A 13611-nucleotide genomic window follows, 5' to 3' on the forward strand; every position below is an offset into this window, starting at 1 on the left:
TAGAGGATACAAAAAGAGTGCCAAATATTTCATAAATATGAGAACATACAACAATTCCCAGCAAGCTAAAATACTTAACTCCTGCAATGATGCAACCGAATTATTAGAAGTAAAAGAACTAATGGAGGAATTGCAACCGATAAGCCATATTACTCAATTGGTTTATGACAGGATGATGAATTATTTTTTAAGAAACGAGATAATAAAATCATCATGGCAAAACTAAAAAAAGTCAAAAAAATCAAACTACTGGACTTGTTTTGCAAAGCTGGAGGCTGTAGCATGGGTTATTTTTTTGCTGCACAAGATTTGGGTTACGAAATTGAAATTGTTGGTGTAGATATTGAGGCACAGCCCAATTATCCTTTCACATTTATTCAAGGTGATGCAATGGTACATTTAAAGAAAAACTGGCGCAAATACACGCATATTCACGCTTCGCCGCCTTTTCAAAAATATTCGAACAGCACCGCTCCCACACGCAAAAATAATCCAGAAAAAGAGTACTCGGATATATGCGTACAAGTTCATGCTTTTTTGGAAAGTATAAAAAGACCAAGCATAATCGAAAATGTATTGCAAGCCCCGATAAGAAGCGATTTAGTACTTAATGGCGATATGTTTAAACTACAGGTTTTGCGATCAAGAAAGTTTCAATTAAATAATTTTTTCATGATGCAGCCATTTGCACCGAAGAAACTTGGAACGGTAAAAAATGGCGATTATGCAATGTGTGTAGGTAACGGACAATTAAAAGTAAAAGGAGGGAAAAGGTTCAAAGTCCCAGGTAATAACATCCTAGAAGTTTGGAGTAACGCGATGGCAATTTGGTGGATGACTACAGAAGAATTGCGGGAAGCAATTCCACCAGCTTACACGCAATATATTGGACACTATTTTTTAAAAACCTAATCATGATTAACGAAACTCAAAAAGAAGCAATATGCAATATACTTGGTGGAAAATATTCTGCTAAGATAATTGCACATCTTGAAAAAAAGGAAATAAAACCCATGAGAAACAAGGTTTTTACACCAAAAATAATTCAGGATATAGTAAACGGCCGCACCGAAAATACAACTGTAGAAATAGCAATTGTAAAGCTTGTAAAAGCCGTTAAAAACCAAAACGAAAAAGCAAATAAACAACTTCAAACCTTGCTCTAATAATGGACGAACTGCAAAAAAAAATAAAACACCTGGATTGCATAATTGCAATTTTAACTTTCGCCTATTTTATCTTATTCATTGGTATGGCTACAGTTGGTGTGATACTAATAAAAATCAATTTTTTTAAATAATTAAATAAAATGGCACTATTTAAAAAAAATCATTTCAATATGTGATACAGCCATTGGCAGACAAATAAATGATATTGAAGTTAATCAATACAATTTATTGCAATAAAAAAAATACACCAAACCGAATAAAACCCTAGAATGGCTAACTATAAATTTAACTTAGAAACCCTTTACGAAAAAACGGATAACGGTCTCGATATTATTAAAAAGTATCTTGACAATTGTGACGGTTTTGGCAAAGCGTTAGAAAATGACAAATTCCCTTTTAAATATAGAGATACTGACAATACAGCATCTTGTTATTTAGTTAAAAATGACAAAGGACTAAAAGGAAGTGTGGGAGTTAATTACTGGCGTGTTAAGGACTTTGGAGGGGATTTCTTCACACCCATAGGAATTGCAATAGAGCAAAGCGGTTTAGACTTTTATCCGTGCTTAAAAATGTTGTACGAATGGTTTAATCTTGATGGAAACAACACATTTTTCAAAGCCACAACCGAAATAAAAACCCTTGACGAAACTGACGAACGTCCTTTAGACTGGTTTAATGTTGTAACCAAAGAGCATAAACAGCTGGATATTATTGGCACACACATAACACCTGAATTAGCTGCTGAATATGATTTTTTCACCGTAGATTATTATGAGAAAGTTTTCATAAACAAAAAGACAAATCAAAAAAATTACATCAAAGTTACTGCAACTGATAGTTTCCCAATCTTTTGCTATATGCCAGAAAAAAGCTGGTGCAAAACCTATGCACCATTTTCTAAAGATAAAACGTATAAGCATGGCTATTTAGGAAAAAAACCTGTTCGCCATGTTTACGGATTACAAAAAATAATTGATAGTGTAGATTTTGCTGGAATTGAAATTTTAAACAAGCAAATTAAAGATTGTGATTATACTGACGATAATTTAAAAAGAAGCCTGATTTCACAACGTGAAGAATTAAAAATTGATACGGTTATAATCGCTTCGGGCGGTTCTGACGGTTTGAATGTTGCTTCTTTAGATTATGATGTTATTTGGTACAATTCAGAAAGTGAACAAATAAATTATGAGGAATACAGCCAACTGAAAAAAATTGTAAAAAACATTTACAATCTCCCTGATGTTGATGAATCAGGCGTAAAATATGGCTATGAAGTTGCTGAAAACTTTTGGAACATGAAAAGCATTTGGCTGCCAAAGGAAAAAATAGGAACGAACGGAAAAGATTTCAGGGATTGGATGAAATTTTATAAAAAATCGGACTTGAAAAGCTTAAAATTTCAGTTCAAAAACTTGCTTTCTGGGGCATTGAAAATGAAATTCTTTGAACGTAACGAAAAATCAAAACGCTGGTCGGTAAAAACCTCTTATTTACATTATTTTCTTAAGATAAAAGGATTTCATCTGTATTATCCAGAAAAGAAATACACAGAAAAAACAGGTATTCAGGAATTTATTTTCATAAGGATAAACGAGCATATTGTCGAGCAATATTTTCCTAACGATATACGTAAATTTTCAGAAATGTACCTAATCGAAAAAGGACAGCCTATTGAAGTCATTGACCTTATTAAAAATACGGATCAATTCAATGAAACAAAACTCTTATCAATGGATAAAATAGTTTTGGATTTTAAAAATTTTACCGAAGAAACGCAAACTTTCTTTTTCAATAATCAATTTGCCACCATTTCCAAAGAGGGTATTGAGTTGAAGCCTTACAAGGATTTGAAAAATTATGTTTGGGATTATAGAATAGTTGATAAAACCATATTTGCCGAAAAACAAAGTTTCAGACACTACAAAGATGAAGCTGGAAACGATAGAGTAGAAATATTGCAACAGGATTGCGACTATATGAATTATTTAATCAATGGCAGCCGCATGTATTGGCGCAAAGAATTGGAAGAACCTTTTGGCGATTTTATCAATAACAAAGAACTAAAAGAAGCTAAACAAAAATACCACAATGAAAACCGCTTCAATCTTTCGGCTGAATGTTTGACCGAAAATGAGCGATTGATCCAGGAGAAACATTTTTTGAATAAATGCTTTGGAATTGGTTATTTATTACACCGTTTTAAAATAGAATCTTTTGCAAAATTCATTTATATAATGGATGATGCTCCAAAAGAAAGCGAAGAAGACAGTAACGGTCGTTCAGGTAAATCGGTTTTATTAAATGGAATAGACAGGCTATTGAATAATCACTATTACATCAATGGAAAATCTAAAAACATTACAACTAATTCACATTTGCTGGATGGTTTTACAAAAGATAACGATTACATACGTATAGAAGATATTGACCAATATTTAGGAGTAGAATTTTTCTATAACTGGGTAACGGGTCCTATATCTGTAAATCCAAAAACCAAGAAACCGTATAATGTTGAATTTAATGATGCTGGCAAAATGGCTGCAACATCTAATTTCGGAATTGGTAAAATTAATCAATCCACTTTAGGGCGTTTGTTCTTTATTTCCTTTTCGGATTACTACCACGTAAAAACCGAAAAATACAATGAAGAGCGTAAAATTTCTAACGACTTCAATAATAAAGATTTGTTTTCAAGCTATTGGGATGCGAAGCAATGGAACAAATTTTATTTTTTCCTAATGGAGTGCTGCCAATTGTATTTATCCAATAGAGACAACGAATTGCAAGCCCCGCAAAACAATATTCATTTAACCAATATACAGGCTTCAATGGGTGAAAACTTTATGAACTGGTGTGAGGGTTATTTTACGCATTCAATGATTGACGAAGAGAGCGAAACGCAGGAAGTTGTAAACGGTACGCTCAATCAATTTCTTTTAAGAGCTGAAGTACAGAAAGCTTATACTTTGCATGCTGGCGAAAAATATAAAAAGACAGCTACCAATTTCAAAAAATCATTACAGGAATATTGCAAAATGAGAGGTTGGACTTTTAATCCTGTAGAGTATTTAAGTGCTGATAAAAAAACAATCAAAAAGCCACACACCAACGAAAAAGGCAAAAGAGATATTCTTGAATTTTTCTACATCAGAACAAATGAAACTCCAATTGCAACGGAACAAAAACAATTGCAATTAGGCGAAAAAATAGACGATTTACCATTTTAAACCCTGCAATGATGGAAAGACACGTATTTATAAAATTGAGAGTAGCAAACAAAGATGATTTTTCGACTGAATTAGGACAAAAAAAAATAGGTACAATCTATTTTGAGCAATCAGTAAAGGGAGCGATACAAATGACTGTCAAATACTTTACGGAGAAAACCAATTTAGACACATTCAGAGAACTATACACACACAGTCAAATTTTCGTTCCTGTAGGGCTGTTTGATGAAATGAAAGTAGAAGTAATAGAAGAAAAACAAAACGAACCACAACAACAATTGCAATTATGAAAACATCACGACTTAGACGCTTTTCAATTTGTCTCAATGACTTAGAAGCAATTCCAGTAGAAAAAATAACAGTTGCAGGAAACGGCAAAAAATATGTAAGCATATCAACATGGGATTATCAGGACGGTCATACAAACGATCATGATTTTAGTATTTCTGTTACACGTTCACCACAAGAAATAAAAGACAAATCGGCGATACAATATATCGGAGGCGGTTTAATAATCGAAAATTACTAAAGATGCGGACACACTACCTAAAAATAAAATATGAGTTTGCTCAGCTTCATTTTCAAGGAAAAAAGGATTGGGAAATAAGGTACAATGATCGGGATTTTAGAACAGGCGACACTATAATTTTTTCGGTTATAGAATTTGGATTTATGTACAGCTGTACAATAATAAATGTATTTAGTGATCTGCAATTTGGATTAAAAGAGGACTGGGTAATACTATCTATTGAAAATGTAATGAGTAACAAATAAAAACAAATAAAATGACACTAATACATCTTTGGAATATGTGCTACAATTATTGGTTAAAATTACAAGAACTGAAAAGTTATGGTAAAGAGGATAGAATCCCACAAAGAATAACCGAAACAGAAGAAAGTATTAAGGTGCTAACTAGTGAAATTTATTTAAAAATTAGCGAATTGAGAAAACTTAAAAACGCAATAAATAACCCAAAATGAAACAGCTAAAGCCAGGCAAAAAGTCGCCAGATAGAACAAATGTTTTAATCAATAGAAACTTTATAATTAGAGTAATTGTTGACCCAAAAAACAATAAAAAGACTCAATTAACGAGCGCAAATAAATTATCGGGGTTAATAAATGATGATAAACTTAAAATAAAGCTATTTGAGAAAGTTTTGAGTTCACCTAGAGACAAAGAGACCTTTTTGATAAGAAACCGCCTTAAAATCGATTTTTGTTCAAAATAACTTTTTAACCAATAAACTATTAGTAAAAAATGGAAAAAATAACAACATTAGACAATTATACAGGACATAAAAACATAAATGGTTTGTACCAAAAAATAATAAACCAAGTGCCAAAGCATTCTATGTATGCTGAACTTTTTGCGGGTTCGGCTGCTATATATGAAAAATTTACTGTACCAGCTGCTATAAATATTTTAAATGAGATTAACCCTGAAGTATATACTCTTTTGTGTGAAAAATTCAAGTTTAAAAATGTTGTTCTATGGAATAGAGATGCACTTGAATTTTTACAAAAAATGAAATTCATTTGGTATAATGATGTTTTTGTATTTCTTGACCCTCCATATCATCACAATAGCAGACCGCTTGCAACTGAATTGTACGAGTACGAAATGAAAGATATTGATCATGTACAGTTATTAGAAACTGTATTAGAAATGGATTGCAACATAATGATTATACACCCAAAGTGTGAGTTATATGATAATTTTTTACATGACTGGCGCAAGGTAGAAGTAAAAGTAAGATACCACAAAAAAACATCTATTGAATGTTTGTATATGAATTATCCCGATCCTGTCGAACTTCAAGACTATTCTTTTTTAGGAAAAGATTGCTGGGACAGACAGCGAATAAGCCGAAAGATTGAAGCGTATCAAAAAAAGTTTAAAAAAATTCCTGTACTTGAGCGCAATTATATCATAAATAAATTGAATGAACTAAAAAAGTAATCACATGAAAGCACTGCCAAAACAAATTAATAAAACAAAAATGGTCGAACTCTATTCTAACCAAATGAGCGCAAAATCAGTATTGGAAGAAATAAGAAGCTTTCAAGAACAATGCAATATCTCTATACAAAAGGGAATATTGCACGACAAAGTAAAACAATTGTTTTTTAAACGTTTTGGTTTGCCAACTGGTTACGAAATGACAGAAGAAACAAAAATAGAGATATGAAAACTACAGAGGAAATACAGGCAAAAATAAAAGAGTTAGAAAATCAAAAACTGCAAATAATAGATGTTAGTAAAATTGAGGGTGTACAAGACCAAATACCAGTTTTAATTGATTCTATAAAGTTTATTGATAAAAATATTAATTTGCTAAAATGGGTAATAAATGAATAATTCTGTACAAAAATTAAGAATCTATGCAATGATAATGAGATTGCAAGAAATTGAAAGAGAAAGGATAATGAAACCATTTTTACCCAAAATTATAATGAAACCATTTATAGAAGTACCGATTCTCCAGCTTTATGACAAAAAAGGAAAGCCTTTTGATTTACCAAAATCAAAGTATCATAAATAATTGCAATAATCTATCAATAAAATTGCAACCAAAAACAATCCTAAACAACTCTAAATAAACCTTTTTAGTACCAAACAATCCTAAACGCACCTAAATTTTTAAGGTGCTTTTTTTTTGTCCACATATTTGCAGTCGAAGATTACACAAAATTAAAAATGGCAAAAAATGAAAAAGCACTAACAAAAGAGCAAATTAATCAAGCTTTACGCCGTCAAATTCAGGACGGTGTAAAGTTTGATAGTTTGATTGATAAACCTGCCAATGAAAGAACAAAGCTAGAAACAGCCAATACTTTCTATTCGGTGGCAATGATAAAAAAGTATGTAGAGCTGTTTTTCAAACAAGTATCACGTTTAGCACCGCATTTGCAAGGCAAAACTTTAGAAGAAACCTGCAAAAACATTCATTCATTTTTATGGAATCACGTTCAGTATCAGATTGATTATGTAACACAACATATCCGAAGCCCTGCTAATATCTGGGCAAATAGACAAAGCGGCGTTGAGTGTAAAAACTTTTCTCTTTTTGCGAGTGCGATTCTTACCAATTTAGGAATTAAGCATTACATCAGACAGATAAAGAACGCCAATTTTAAGCCAAAGCAATTTACACACGTGTATATAGTAGTGCCTAAAAATCAGCTGACAGGCGATTTAAAAGACGGTCATTTTGTGATAGATGGTACAAGTCGATACAATAGAGAAACGAGTATTAAAGAAAAAAAAGATGTTTTTATGAGTGATAATTTACCACACTTAGGATTAAACGGCGCCCCGAAAAAGAGAGCGTCAAAAAAACCAACTGCAAAACAACTAGCAGCAAGAAAGAAATTTTCTCAAATGGCTAAAGATGGAACTCTAGCAAAGAAAAGAAAATCAGCAACAAAAAAAAGCGGTTTGAATGCGCCAGCAAAATCAGCAAAAAAAACAGCTCCGAGAACCAAAAAGCAATTTCCATTTAATTAAAAGTAAAATGATAGTATTACAATCACAAGGATTAAACGGTTATGATGACGGTTTAAACGGAGGTTTAAAAATCGCCAAATTTATAAAAACAAATGTAAAATCGATAGGTAAAGATGTATCTATTAAAAATGCAATTAATGTTGCTAAAGTAGTTGCACCAATTGCATTATCGGTTATTCCAGTTGTAGGAGGTGTTGCAGGTGGAATTGTTGGTAAGGTTTTAAACAAATTAACCACAAATGCAGATGGTTCAGCAAATTTAGTAGGTAGAACAGTTGAAAATATTCAAGAAATATCTAAAACGGATGTGGGTAAATCGGTTATATCGTTTGCAAAACCGTTAGTTAAATCAGCATCAGCAGGTTTGTTGCAACAAAAAGGGGAAATTCCAAACGATGCACAATTAGAAGCACTTGCAACAGCAAAAGGAACAACAGCACAGCAAGAACTTGATGCGTATTTAGCAGCTAATCCACCAAAAACACCAGTTGCAAAAACAGATTACACATTGCCTATTGTCGGAGGTGTAGCTGTTTTGGGAATTGGATACATGATTTTTAAGTAAAAGTTAAAATTTTAAAAACAAAAATAATTATGAATAAAGAAGTAGTAACAATTAGTTCAGCGGTCTTAGCAGGGGCTGTAACAAGAGGTGCAACCGGGGTTCTTTTAGATACTGCGGACAACACGATAAAAATGGGAGTGAACTTGGCAGGCTGTCTTGGTTTTGGCTTTCTTTCTACAAAAGTAAGCGGTTCAGATACTAAAGCGGCTATTTTGAGAGGCTCGGCAATTGGTTCAGCCATTGCACACGGATTGCAATTTATTGGTAATGTAGCTTCAACAGATGCTGTGTCTACAAAATTAGCAACTGATAGTAAAGTAAATCAATTCCTGAAAAAAGCCGCTGGATTAAATTCTAGTTCTGAAGGTTTAGCAGGTTACATTGATGCACTTGGTAATTATCATGAAGATGGTTTAAACGGATACATCGATGCACAAGGAAACTTCATAGAAGATGGTTTAAACAATTATTTTGATGAATCTCCCGAATTGATTGGATATGAAGCATACCAAGGTGAGCAAGAAGGCTTACAGGCTGCGATAGATGAAACTGGAAACATTGTGATCTAAAAAGATAAAAAATAATTTAAAAAGCCATAAAAAAAAGACAATGAAAAGAGAAAGACAAATTTCTAATGCAATAGCATTAGTTCAAGCAAGAAGAAAAGCTGTAGGAATGCCAGTAAGTAACATTCCAACAAAAGTAACCGATACAACTTTGTATATAGTACACAGAGCGGATGGTAATGCTAATATTGTGGAGTTGACCAATGACGATACAAAGAAAAAAGTAGGGATCACAAATTTTGACGGAAACAAACTGGCAAAAGGACGTGATGCGGTAATTGACTCAATTAAAGTGAGTGTAGCTAAAGGAGGTTTAGCATTAAACAATGTGGACTGGGTTGGTGATAAAGTTTCTCTGACTAAAGAGTTAGCTGGTGCTGAATTGCAATTAATCCAAGACAATGTTATTCTTTTTTCAATTGGATTATCTGACTTATCATTAAGTAATGATGACGACAATTACAGAGATATTGCCTCTACACCTTTCTTGGTAGCTGAAAAACCAATAAAATGGGTATTGACTTACGCTGATGGCGTTTCGATTGCAGCTGATGCTGTTGACGGTTTGTTTATTAAAATTGAATGTAGAGCAATCCAAGCAATCCAATAAGCAAAATCATTTTGTAATTAATAATATAAAAAAGTTGTAGTCACTTATGACTACAACTTTTTTTTTAAACACATCAAAAAGATGGAACCTAAACAATACACAGTCGACTTGACTATCCCAGAAAATCAAAGCTCCATAAGCAAAGAATTTATTCTAGAGAAAGGCTTTGTCCCTAGAGTAGTAGCATACACTAACGGGATTGAAAATGCTACTAAAGAGATGTTGCAATTAGCCTTGTATGATAACAATGGAGTAGAGATCATTCCAGCGGTTAATATCAAAAATTGGGAACAAAAGAGCGGCTCTTATATGGAATCTATGAAACCATTAGGTATAGAAACCCAGGGACGACAATACAAATTGGTTTTTACAACTGATCGTAATCTTGCACAAGTGCCACCAATAGCTATACTGCCAAAAGTACAGGTAGTATTTATCTATTCTAAAACCAATTAAAATGGATAAATCAACACTTCACATTACTGAATATCGAGGAAATCAGGATATTGATTTTTTCGATATTACTTCTTTCAAAGTGCTAAATCATGGTGAAGCTATCGTAGATGTAAATACAATACCAGTTTATCCAGGTCAAACCTTTAAAATAATAGAGCAGGACGGAACAAGATGCGATTTTAACATGAAAGCCGTGTTTACAGAATCGGGAAAGATTCCAAAATTCAAAGTTATTTACAAACAGTTAGATAGTGAGGGAGAACTTAAAATAGATAATTTGAATACGCCTTTTACTTATGCAGCTACACTATACAACTTTGAAAAAGCTGATATAGTTGAGTTTAGCCATAACATAGCTGGTCATACCACATTGACACGCTCCTTTGATGGAGGGCTTACGTTTTTGCCTGAAAACGATATTGATTTAGGTTTTGTAGAAGCCAATATAATCACGAAATATGATAGAGGCGGCTCTTTAGATACTAACGCTATTCAGTTTAGAAATAATGACCTAGAAGTTAATTCGGAGGTTTTTATTATTGACGAACTATAGTAAAACTTTATAAACGATGAAGCAATTAGAAAGTTTAATGCATAAACTAAATACCGATGTGTACGCATCGGTAACGGTTTATGACAGAGACACCGAAGCATATATTCATAGAAATATGCTACACGAAAAAATTATTAAAGAGTATGAAAGTGCCGAAAACTTATTTGAAACAATCTACGCATCAGGACATACAAAACTTACGCTTTATCCGAAGCGAAAAAACGGAAATTCATTCAAAAACGATGGTGATTCTTTCGATGTAACCTTTGGCAAACAAGATAACAAAATGGAAAAACAGACCGCTAAGAAAAAGAAGAAAAAAAAGAAAAAGGATTCTTTTGGATTAGGTGCTTTCGGGCTGGGAGCTGGTGAAATTATAGACTTGAAAATGGAGGCAAGGGATAAGGAACGCTTTGCTAGAGAAAACGAAGTTTTGATAGCTAAAGTAGAGAAACTCGAAACCGAAAACAAAGCCTTGCATGAAGAAAAGCTGGAGCGAAAATACAAAGTCGAAAAAAACGAAGCACTTAATGCTACTATACAAGGCGGTTTAAAATCCCTGCCTTTGATTATGAGAGGTTTGGGTTATACTGTTCCTGATGTTGCTTTAGGATTGCAAGCAAATACCGCTGATTATGAAAGCGAAAATTTATCTGCAGTACAGAAAGGTTTTATTGACGTTGTAAAAGCCTCTGATGATGATATTGTTACACTAATGCAAGTCATTTTCAACAAAATTAATGAAAACGTAGAAAACAATGGCTTTGCAATCGATTTGCAAGAACTATTACAAAAATATAACATGATCGTATGAGCAAATTAGAAATTGAAGTTAAAGAAACAAATCCGTTTAAGCTAACGGCTCTAAAAAAACAATTAGAAACCCTTGCAAAATTAGACAGTGATACTATGAACAAATTGGTAGAGGTATCCAAGTCTGAAAGTTTAAAAGCAATGTTTCGTGAAAATTGGGATTTTATCAAAACAATGTAGTTCAAAGTAGCCTGTTGGCGTAGCTTCATCTTGGTTAACAGGCGAAAGAACTAAAATAAAAAATCAATGAAAAAACAAGGTTTAAACAATCCCGCAATATTAGCGGCGGCAGCGGCATCTACTCCCGAGGGACAAAAAGCAATTGCAAAGACCATTGATACGGCAAACGATGCTGTGTCAGGTACTTTTTCTATTGTAAAAAATGTTCTTGGAATAGCTGTTTTAGGAGGTGTTGCATACTTTGGTTACACTAAATTGTTTAATGGTTTTACCGCTATTTCCGAAGACCAAAAATACACACCCTCCAACGTGAGTTCAGGATTAGCCAAAGCCAAAGCCGAGGCTATTTATACAGCGATGTCTGGCATAGGTAACGGTTTTAATTTGGTTAAATCTGTTTTGCAGTACGTTAACGGTGAGCGCATTAATCATAATGGATTTATTCGAATTTATAATGCATTCGGAAAAAGAAATGGAGCTGTACCATTTTCGCCAAAAATGACGCTAACCGAATGGTTTACAGATCAATTTAGCCAATCGGAATTATTAGAGCTAAGATTAATAATTAAAGATTTTTTCTAATGGAAATACGAATAGTACCAGTAGTATCAGTAGCCGTTTCAGCATTTGTAATTGCAATGATATATACATCTGAACAACAAAAAAAAGCCACCGCTTATTTAGATGCCCCAAACGCTCCAACGAAAGATAAATTTGACGCTAAAGAAGTAGCTGAAATTTTGTATGTAGCAATGAACAAATGGGGTACAGATGAAGATATAATAATGCAAACTCTGGGTGAAGTTTCTGAAAATCAGTTTTCTTCTGTGGTTTTAGCATTTGGAAGCCGTAGATACAACACTTGGACAGGTGATGAATATGGTGTTTTCAAATATACATTAAAAGAGTGGTTGGCAAATGAATTAACACCTGGGAGTTATTTAACATTAAAATCAAAATTTAGAAAATACTTATAATTATGGAAGCAGAAAAAAAACAAGGCTGGACAAAAGAAGATAAAAACTGGGCAATTGGAGGCGGTGTAGCAATCTTAATTGGTGGTATTTATTGGTACATGAAAAACAAAAACACAGAAAACGATGATATTAGCGCGAACGATGCTGCAAACTACATTGATTCAGAACAAACAACTGTAGAGGTGGGGACAGGAAACAATACCAGTTCGCCTGTTAAAAGCGATTCAACCAGTACTGCAACAACATCACCAGCATCGGCTACTAGACAGCCTGACGCTATACGCTGGAAAGTTGGACAAGTGATGATGGCTAATAGTGCTGCGGGAACAAAAGCCTATAAAGCTAAAAACATGGCGAATGGTCAATATATTAGTGATGGTACACTTGCAAAAACTTTTGCGATTGGAGACAAAATAGGAAAAATTATTTGGGTAGGTACAATGTCAGATGGTACGTTTAGATATGTAATACAAGTTGACGGAATAATTACCAACGATTATTTTTGGATAGCCGATTACAGAGTAATCACTCCAATTGACGGCTCAAAAGCGGTATCTACAACAGTGCCAGTATCCACTTCTTTGAATACAAATCTAGTCCTCAAATACGGTTCTAAAGGAAATGAAGTAAAAGAACTTCAAAAAAGACTTGGAGTCGCTATGGATGGTGATTTTGGAACAAATACTCTAACGGCTTTACAGAAACAAAAAGGCGTTTCCCAAATCACTTTGGCAAACTTTAACAGTACTTCAAATCTTAACTTTAATTTGACGCTTAAAAAAGGCTCGAAAGGTTTGGAAGTCAAAGAACTTCAAAAAAGACTAGGCTTTGCAAGTTCAGATATTGATGGTGATTTTGGAGTAAAAACAGAATCAGCATTATTTGCTATGAAAAAAGTAAAACAAACTACGCTAAACCAGTTTAGTTACGTATAAAAACATGTTTGAGAGGGCTGTTTTTCATTGCTTCATTTGAA

General features: G+C 33.3%; 23 protein-coding genes. All 23 read left to right on the plus strand.

The window, feature by feature from the left end; all coding sequences use genetic code 11:
- Positions 1 to 37 precede the first annotated feature (37 nt).
- The 23 genes from CLU82_RS20755 to CLU82_RS17490 all read left to right on the plus strand — a co-directional run bounded on the left by CLU82_RS20755 (position 38) and on the right by CLU82_RS17490 (position 13570).
- Complete coding sequence (locus tag CLU82_RS20755) at positions 38 to 226, plus strand: hypothetical protein (protein WP_157813390.1); 189 nt, start codon at positions 38 to 40, stop codon at positions 224 to 226.
- Positions 214 to 912 carry a DNA methylase gene (locus CLU82_RS17390; protein WP_100844288.1) on the plus strand — a complete coding sequence of 233 codons (699 nt, stop codon included), beginning with the start codon at positions 214 to 216 and terminating at the stop codon, positions 910 to 912. Before CLU82_RS20755 ends, CLU82_RS17390 begins: the two co-directional genes overlap by 13 nt.
- A 2-nt stretch (positions 913 to 914) precedes the next feature.
- On the plus strand, positions 915 to 1166 hold the full coding sequence (locus CLU82_RS17395; protein ID WP_100844289.1) for a hypothetical protein: 252 nt from the start codon (positions 915 to 917) through the stop codon (positions 1164 to 1166).
- Between the two features lie 272 nt (positions 1167 to 1438).
- Positions 1439 to 4402: a hypothetical protein gene (locus tag CLU82_RS17400; protein ID WP_100844290.1), complete on the plus strand. Its 2964-nt coding sequence runs from the start codon at positions 1439 to 1441 to the stop codon at positions 4400 to 4402.
- Between the two features lie 8 nt (positions 4403 to 4410).
- The gene (locus tag CLU82_RS17405; RefSeq protein WP_157813391.1) at positions 4411 to 4692 is read left to right on the plus strand and encodes a hypothetical protein; all 282 of its coding nucleotides are present in this window, start codon (positions 4411 to 4413) and stop codon (positions 4690 to 4692) included.
- Complete coding sequence (locus CLU82_RS17410; RefSeq protein WP_100844292.1) at positions 4689 to 4931, plus strand: hypothetical protein; 243 nt, start codon at positions 4689 to 4691, stop codon at positions 4929 to 4931. The genes CLU82_RS17405 and CLU82_RS17410 overlap by 4 nt, the downstream gene beginning before the upstream one ends.
- Before the next feature lie 2 nt (positions 4932 to 4933).
- Entirely contained in the window at positions 4934 to 5176 is a 243-nt protein-coding gene (locus CLU82_RS17415) for a DUF3850 domain-containing protein (RefSeq protein ID WP_100844293.1), read from the plus strand.
- An 11-nt stretch (positions 5177 to 5187) separates the two neighbouring features.
- Positions 5188 to 5385: a hypothetical protein gene (locus CLU82_RS20760; RefSeq protein WP_157813392.1), complete on the plus strand. Its 198-nt coding sequence runs from the start codon at positions 5188 to 5190 to the stop codon at positions 5383 to 5385.
- A gap of 280 nt (positions 5386 to 5665) precedes the next feature.
- A complete protein-coding gene (locus CLU82_RS17425; RefSeq protein WP_100844295.1) occupies positions 5666 to 6367 on the plus strand; it encodes a hypothetical protein in 702 nt (233 codons plus the stop codon).
- A gap of 4 nt (positions 6368 to 6371) precedes the next feature.
- Complete coding sequence (locus tag CLU82_RS17430) at positions 6372 to 6596, plus strand: hypothetical protein (protein WP_100844296.1); 225 nt, start codon at positions 6372 to 6374, stop codon at positions 6594 to 6596.
- Positions 6593 to 6766: a hypothetical protein gene (locus CLU82_RS20765; RefSeq protein ID WP_157813393.1), complete on the plus strand. Its 174-nt coding sequence runs from the start codon at positions 6593 to 6595 to the stop codon at positions 6764 to 6766. The genes CLU82_RS17430 and CLU82_RS20765 overlap by 4 nt, the downstream gene beginning before the upstream one ends.
- Positions 6759 to 6950 (plus strand): hypothetical protein, encoded by a 192-nt coding sequence (locus CLU82_RS17435; protein ID WP_100844297.1) that lies wholly within the window; start codon positions 6759 to 6761, stop codon positions 6948 to 6950. The genes CLU82_RS20765 and CLU82_RS17435 overlap by 8 nt, the downstream gene beginning before the upstream one ends.
- 155 nt (positions 6951 to 7105) lie before the next feature.
- Positions 7106 to 7915, plus strand: a complete 810-nt coding sequence (locus tag CLU82_RS17440) for a transglutaminase-like domain-containing protein (protein WP_100844298.1) — start codon at positions 7106 to 7108, stop codon at positions 7913 to 7915.
- A gap of 7 nt (positions 7916 to 7922) precedes the next feature.
- A complete protein-coding gene (locus tag CLU82_RS17445) occupies positions 7923 to 8480 on the plus strand; it encodes a hypothetical protein (protein WP_100844299.1) in 558 nt (185 codons plus the stop codon).
- A gap of 29 nt (positions 8481 to 8509) precedes the next feature.
- Positions 8510 to 9049: a hypothetical protein gene (locus CLU82_RS17450; protein ID WP_100844300.1), complete on the plus strand. Its 540-nt coding sequence runs from the start codon at positions 8510 to 8512 to the stop codon at positions 9047 to 9049.
- A 40-nt stretch (positions 9050 to 9089) separates the two neighbouring features.
- Positions 9090 to 9656, plus strand: a complete 567-nt coding sequence (locus CLU82_RS17455; protein ID WP_100844301.1) for a hypothetical protein — start codon at positions 9090 to 9092, stop codon at positions 9654 to 9656.
- Between the two features lie 81 nt (positions 9657 to 9737).
- Complete coding sequence (locus CLU82_RS17460; RefSeq protein WP_100844302.1) at positions 9738 to 10112, plus strand: hypothetical protein; 375 nt, start codon at positions 9738 to 9740, stop codon at positions 10110 to 10112.
- Between the two features lies 1 nt (position 10113).
- Entirely contained in the window at positions 10114 to 10665 is a 552-nt protein-coding gene (locus tag CLU82_RS17465; protein ID WP_100844303.1) for a hypothetical protein, read from the plus strand.
- 16 nt (positions 10666 to 10681) lie between these two features.
- A complete protein-coding gene (locus tag CLU82_RS17470; RefSeq protein WP_100844304.1) occupies positions 10682 to 11479 on the plus strand; it encodes a hypothetical protein in 798 nt (265 codons plus the stop codon).
- Entirely contained in the window at positions 11476 to 11658 is a 183-nt protein-coding gene (locus tag CLU82_RS17475) for a hypothetical protein (protein ID WP_100844305.1), read from the plus strand. Before CLU82_RS17470 ends, CLU82_RS17475 begins: the two co-directional genes overlap by 4 nt.
- Before the next feature lie 66 nt (positions 11659 to 11724).
- Positions 11725 to 12240 (plus strand): hypothetical protein, encoded by a 516-nt coding sequence (locus CLU82_RS17480; protein ID WP_100844306.1) that lies wholly within the window; start codon positions 11725 to 11727, stop codon positions 12238 to 12240.
- Positions 12240 to 12635, plus strand: a complete 396-nt coding sequence (locus CLU82_RS17485; protein ID WP_100844307.1) for a hypothetical protein — start codon at positions 12240 to 12242, stop codon at positions 12633 to 12635. Before CLU82_RS17480 ends, CLU82_RS17485 begins: the two co-directional genes overlap by 1 nt.
- 2 nt (positions 12636 to 12637) lie before the next feature.
- Positions 12638 to 13570, plus strand: a complete 933-nt coding sequence (locus tag CLU82_RS17490; protein WP_100844308.1) for a peptidoglycan-binding protein — start codon at positions 12638 to 12640, stop codon at positions 13568 to 13570.
- Positions 13571 to 13611: the final 41 nt, after the last annotated feature.

It is taken from the genome of Flavobacterium sp. 5, assembly GCF_002813295.1.
GTDB lineage: Bacteria > Bacteroidota > Bacteroidia > Flavobacteriales > Flavobacteriaceae > Flavobacterium.

What these genes read in the sequence shown, in the direction of transcription:
- CLU82_RS20765 (WP_157813393.1), top strand. Translation starts at nt 6,593, where the DNA reads ATGAAAACTACAGAGGAAATACAGGCAAAAATAAAAGAGTTAGAAAAT.
- CLU82_RS17465 (WP_100844303.1), top strand. Translation starts at nt 10,114, where the DNA reads ATGGATAAATCAACACTTCACATTACTGAATATCGAGGAAATCAGGAT.
- CLU82_RS17395 (WP_100844289.1), top strand. Translation starts at nt 915, where the DNA reads ATGATTAACGAAACTCAAAAAGAAGCAATATGCAATATACTTGGTGGA.
- CLU82_RS17415 (WP_100844293.1), top strand. Translation starts at nt 4,934, where the DNA reads ATGCGGACACACTACCTAAAAATAAAATATGAGTTTGCTCAGCTTCAT.
- CLU82_RS17475 (WP_100844305.1), top strand. Translation starts at nt 11,476, where the DNA reads ATGAGCAAATTAGAAATTGAAGTTAAAGAAACAAATCCGTTTAAGCTA.
- CLU82_RS17460 (WP_100844302.1), top strand. Translation starts at nt 9,738, where the DNA reads ATGGAACCTAAACAATACACAGTCGACTTGACTATCCCAGAAAATCAA.
- CLU82_RS17440 (WP_100844298.1), top strand. Translation starts at nt 7,106, where the DNA reads ATGGCAAAAAATGAAAAAGCACTAACAAAAGAGCAAATTAATCAAGCT.
- CLU82_RS17470 (WP_100844304.1), top strand. Translation starts at nt 10,682, where the DNA reads ATGAAGCAATTAGAAAGTTTAATGCATAAACTAAATACCGATGTGTAC.
- CLU82_RS17445 (WP_100844299.1), top strand. Translation starts at nt 7,923, where the DNA reads ATGATAGTATTACAATCACAAGGATTAAACGGTTATGATGACGGTTTA.
- CLU82_RS17390 (WP_100844288.1), top strand. Translation starts at nt 214, where the DNA reads ATGGCAAAACTAAAAAAAGTCAAAAAAATCAAACTACTGGACTTGTTT.
- CLU82_RS17425 (WP_100844295.1), top strand. Translation starts at nt 5,666, where the DNA reads ATGGAAAAAATAACAACATTAGACAATTATACAGGACATAAAAACATA.
- CLU82_RS17405 (WP_157813391.1), top strand. Translation starts at nt 4,411, where the DNA reads ATGATGGAAAGACACGTATTTATAAAATTGAGAGTAGCAAACAAAGAT.
- CLU82_RS17455 (WP_100844301.1), top strand. Translation starts at nt 9,090, where the DNA reads ATGAAAAGAGAAAGACAAATTTCTAATGCAATAGCATTAGTTCAAGCA.
- CLU82_RS17485 (WP_100844307.1), top strand. Translation starts at nt 12,240, where the DNA reads ATGGAAATACGAATAGTACCAGTAGTATCAGTAGCCGTTTCAGCATTT.
- CLU82_RS20755 (WP_157813390.1), top strand. Translation starts at nt 38, where the DNA reads ATGAGAACATACAACAATTCCCAGCAAGCTAAAATACTTAACTCCTGC.
- CLU82_RS17410 (WP_100844292.1), top strand. Translation starts at nt 4,689, where the DNA reads ATGAAAACATCACGACTTAGACGCTTTTCAATTTGTCTCAATGACTTA.
- CLU82_RS20760 (WP_157813392.1), top strand. Translation starts at nt 5,188, where the DNA reads ATGACACTAATACATCTTTGGAATATGTGCTACAATTATTGGTTAAAA.
- CLU82_RS17435 (WP_100844297.1), top strand. Translation starts at nt 6,759, where the DNA reads ATGAATAATTCTGTACAAAAATTAAGAATCTATGCAATGATAATGAGA.
- CLU82_RS17490 (WP_100844308.1), top strand. Translation starts at nt 12,638, where the DNA reads ATGGAAGCAGAAAAAAAACAAGGCTGGACAAAAGAAGATAAAAACTGG.
- CLU82_RS17450 (WP_100844300.1), top strand. Translation starts at nt 8,510, where the DNA reads ATGAATAAAGAAGTAGTAACAATTAGTTCAGCGGTCTTAGCAGGGGCT.
- CLU82_RS17400 (WP_100844290.1), top strand. Translation starts at nt 1,439, where the DNA reads ATGGCTAACTATAAATTTAACTTAGAAACCCTTTACGAAAAAACGGAT.
- CLU82_RS17480 (WP_100844306.1), top strand. Translation starts at nt 11,725, where the DNA reads ATGAAAAAACAAGGTTTAAACAATCCCGCAATATTAGCGGCGGCAGCG.
- CLU82_RS17430 (WP_100844296.1), top strand. Translation starts at nt 6,372, where the DNA reads ATGAAAGCACTGCCAAAACAAATTAATAAAACAAAAATGGTCGAACTC.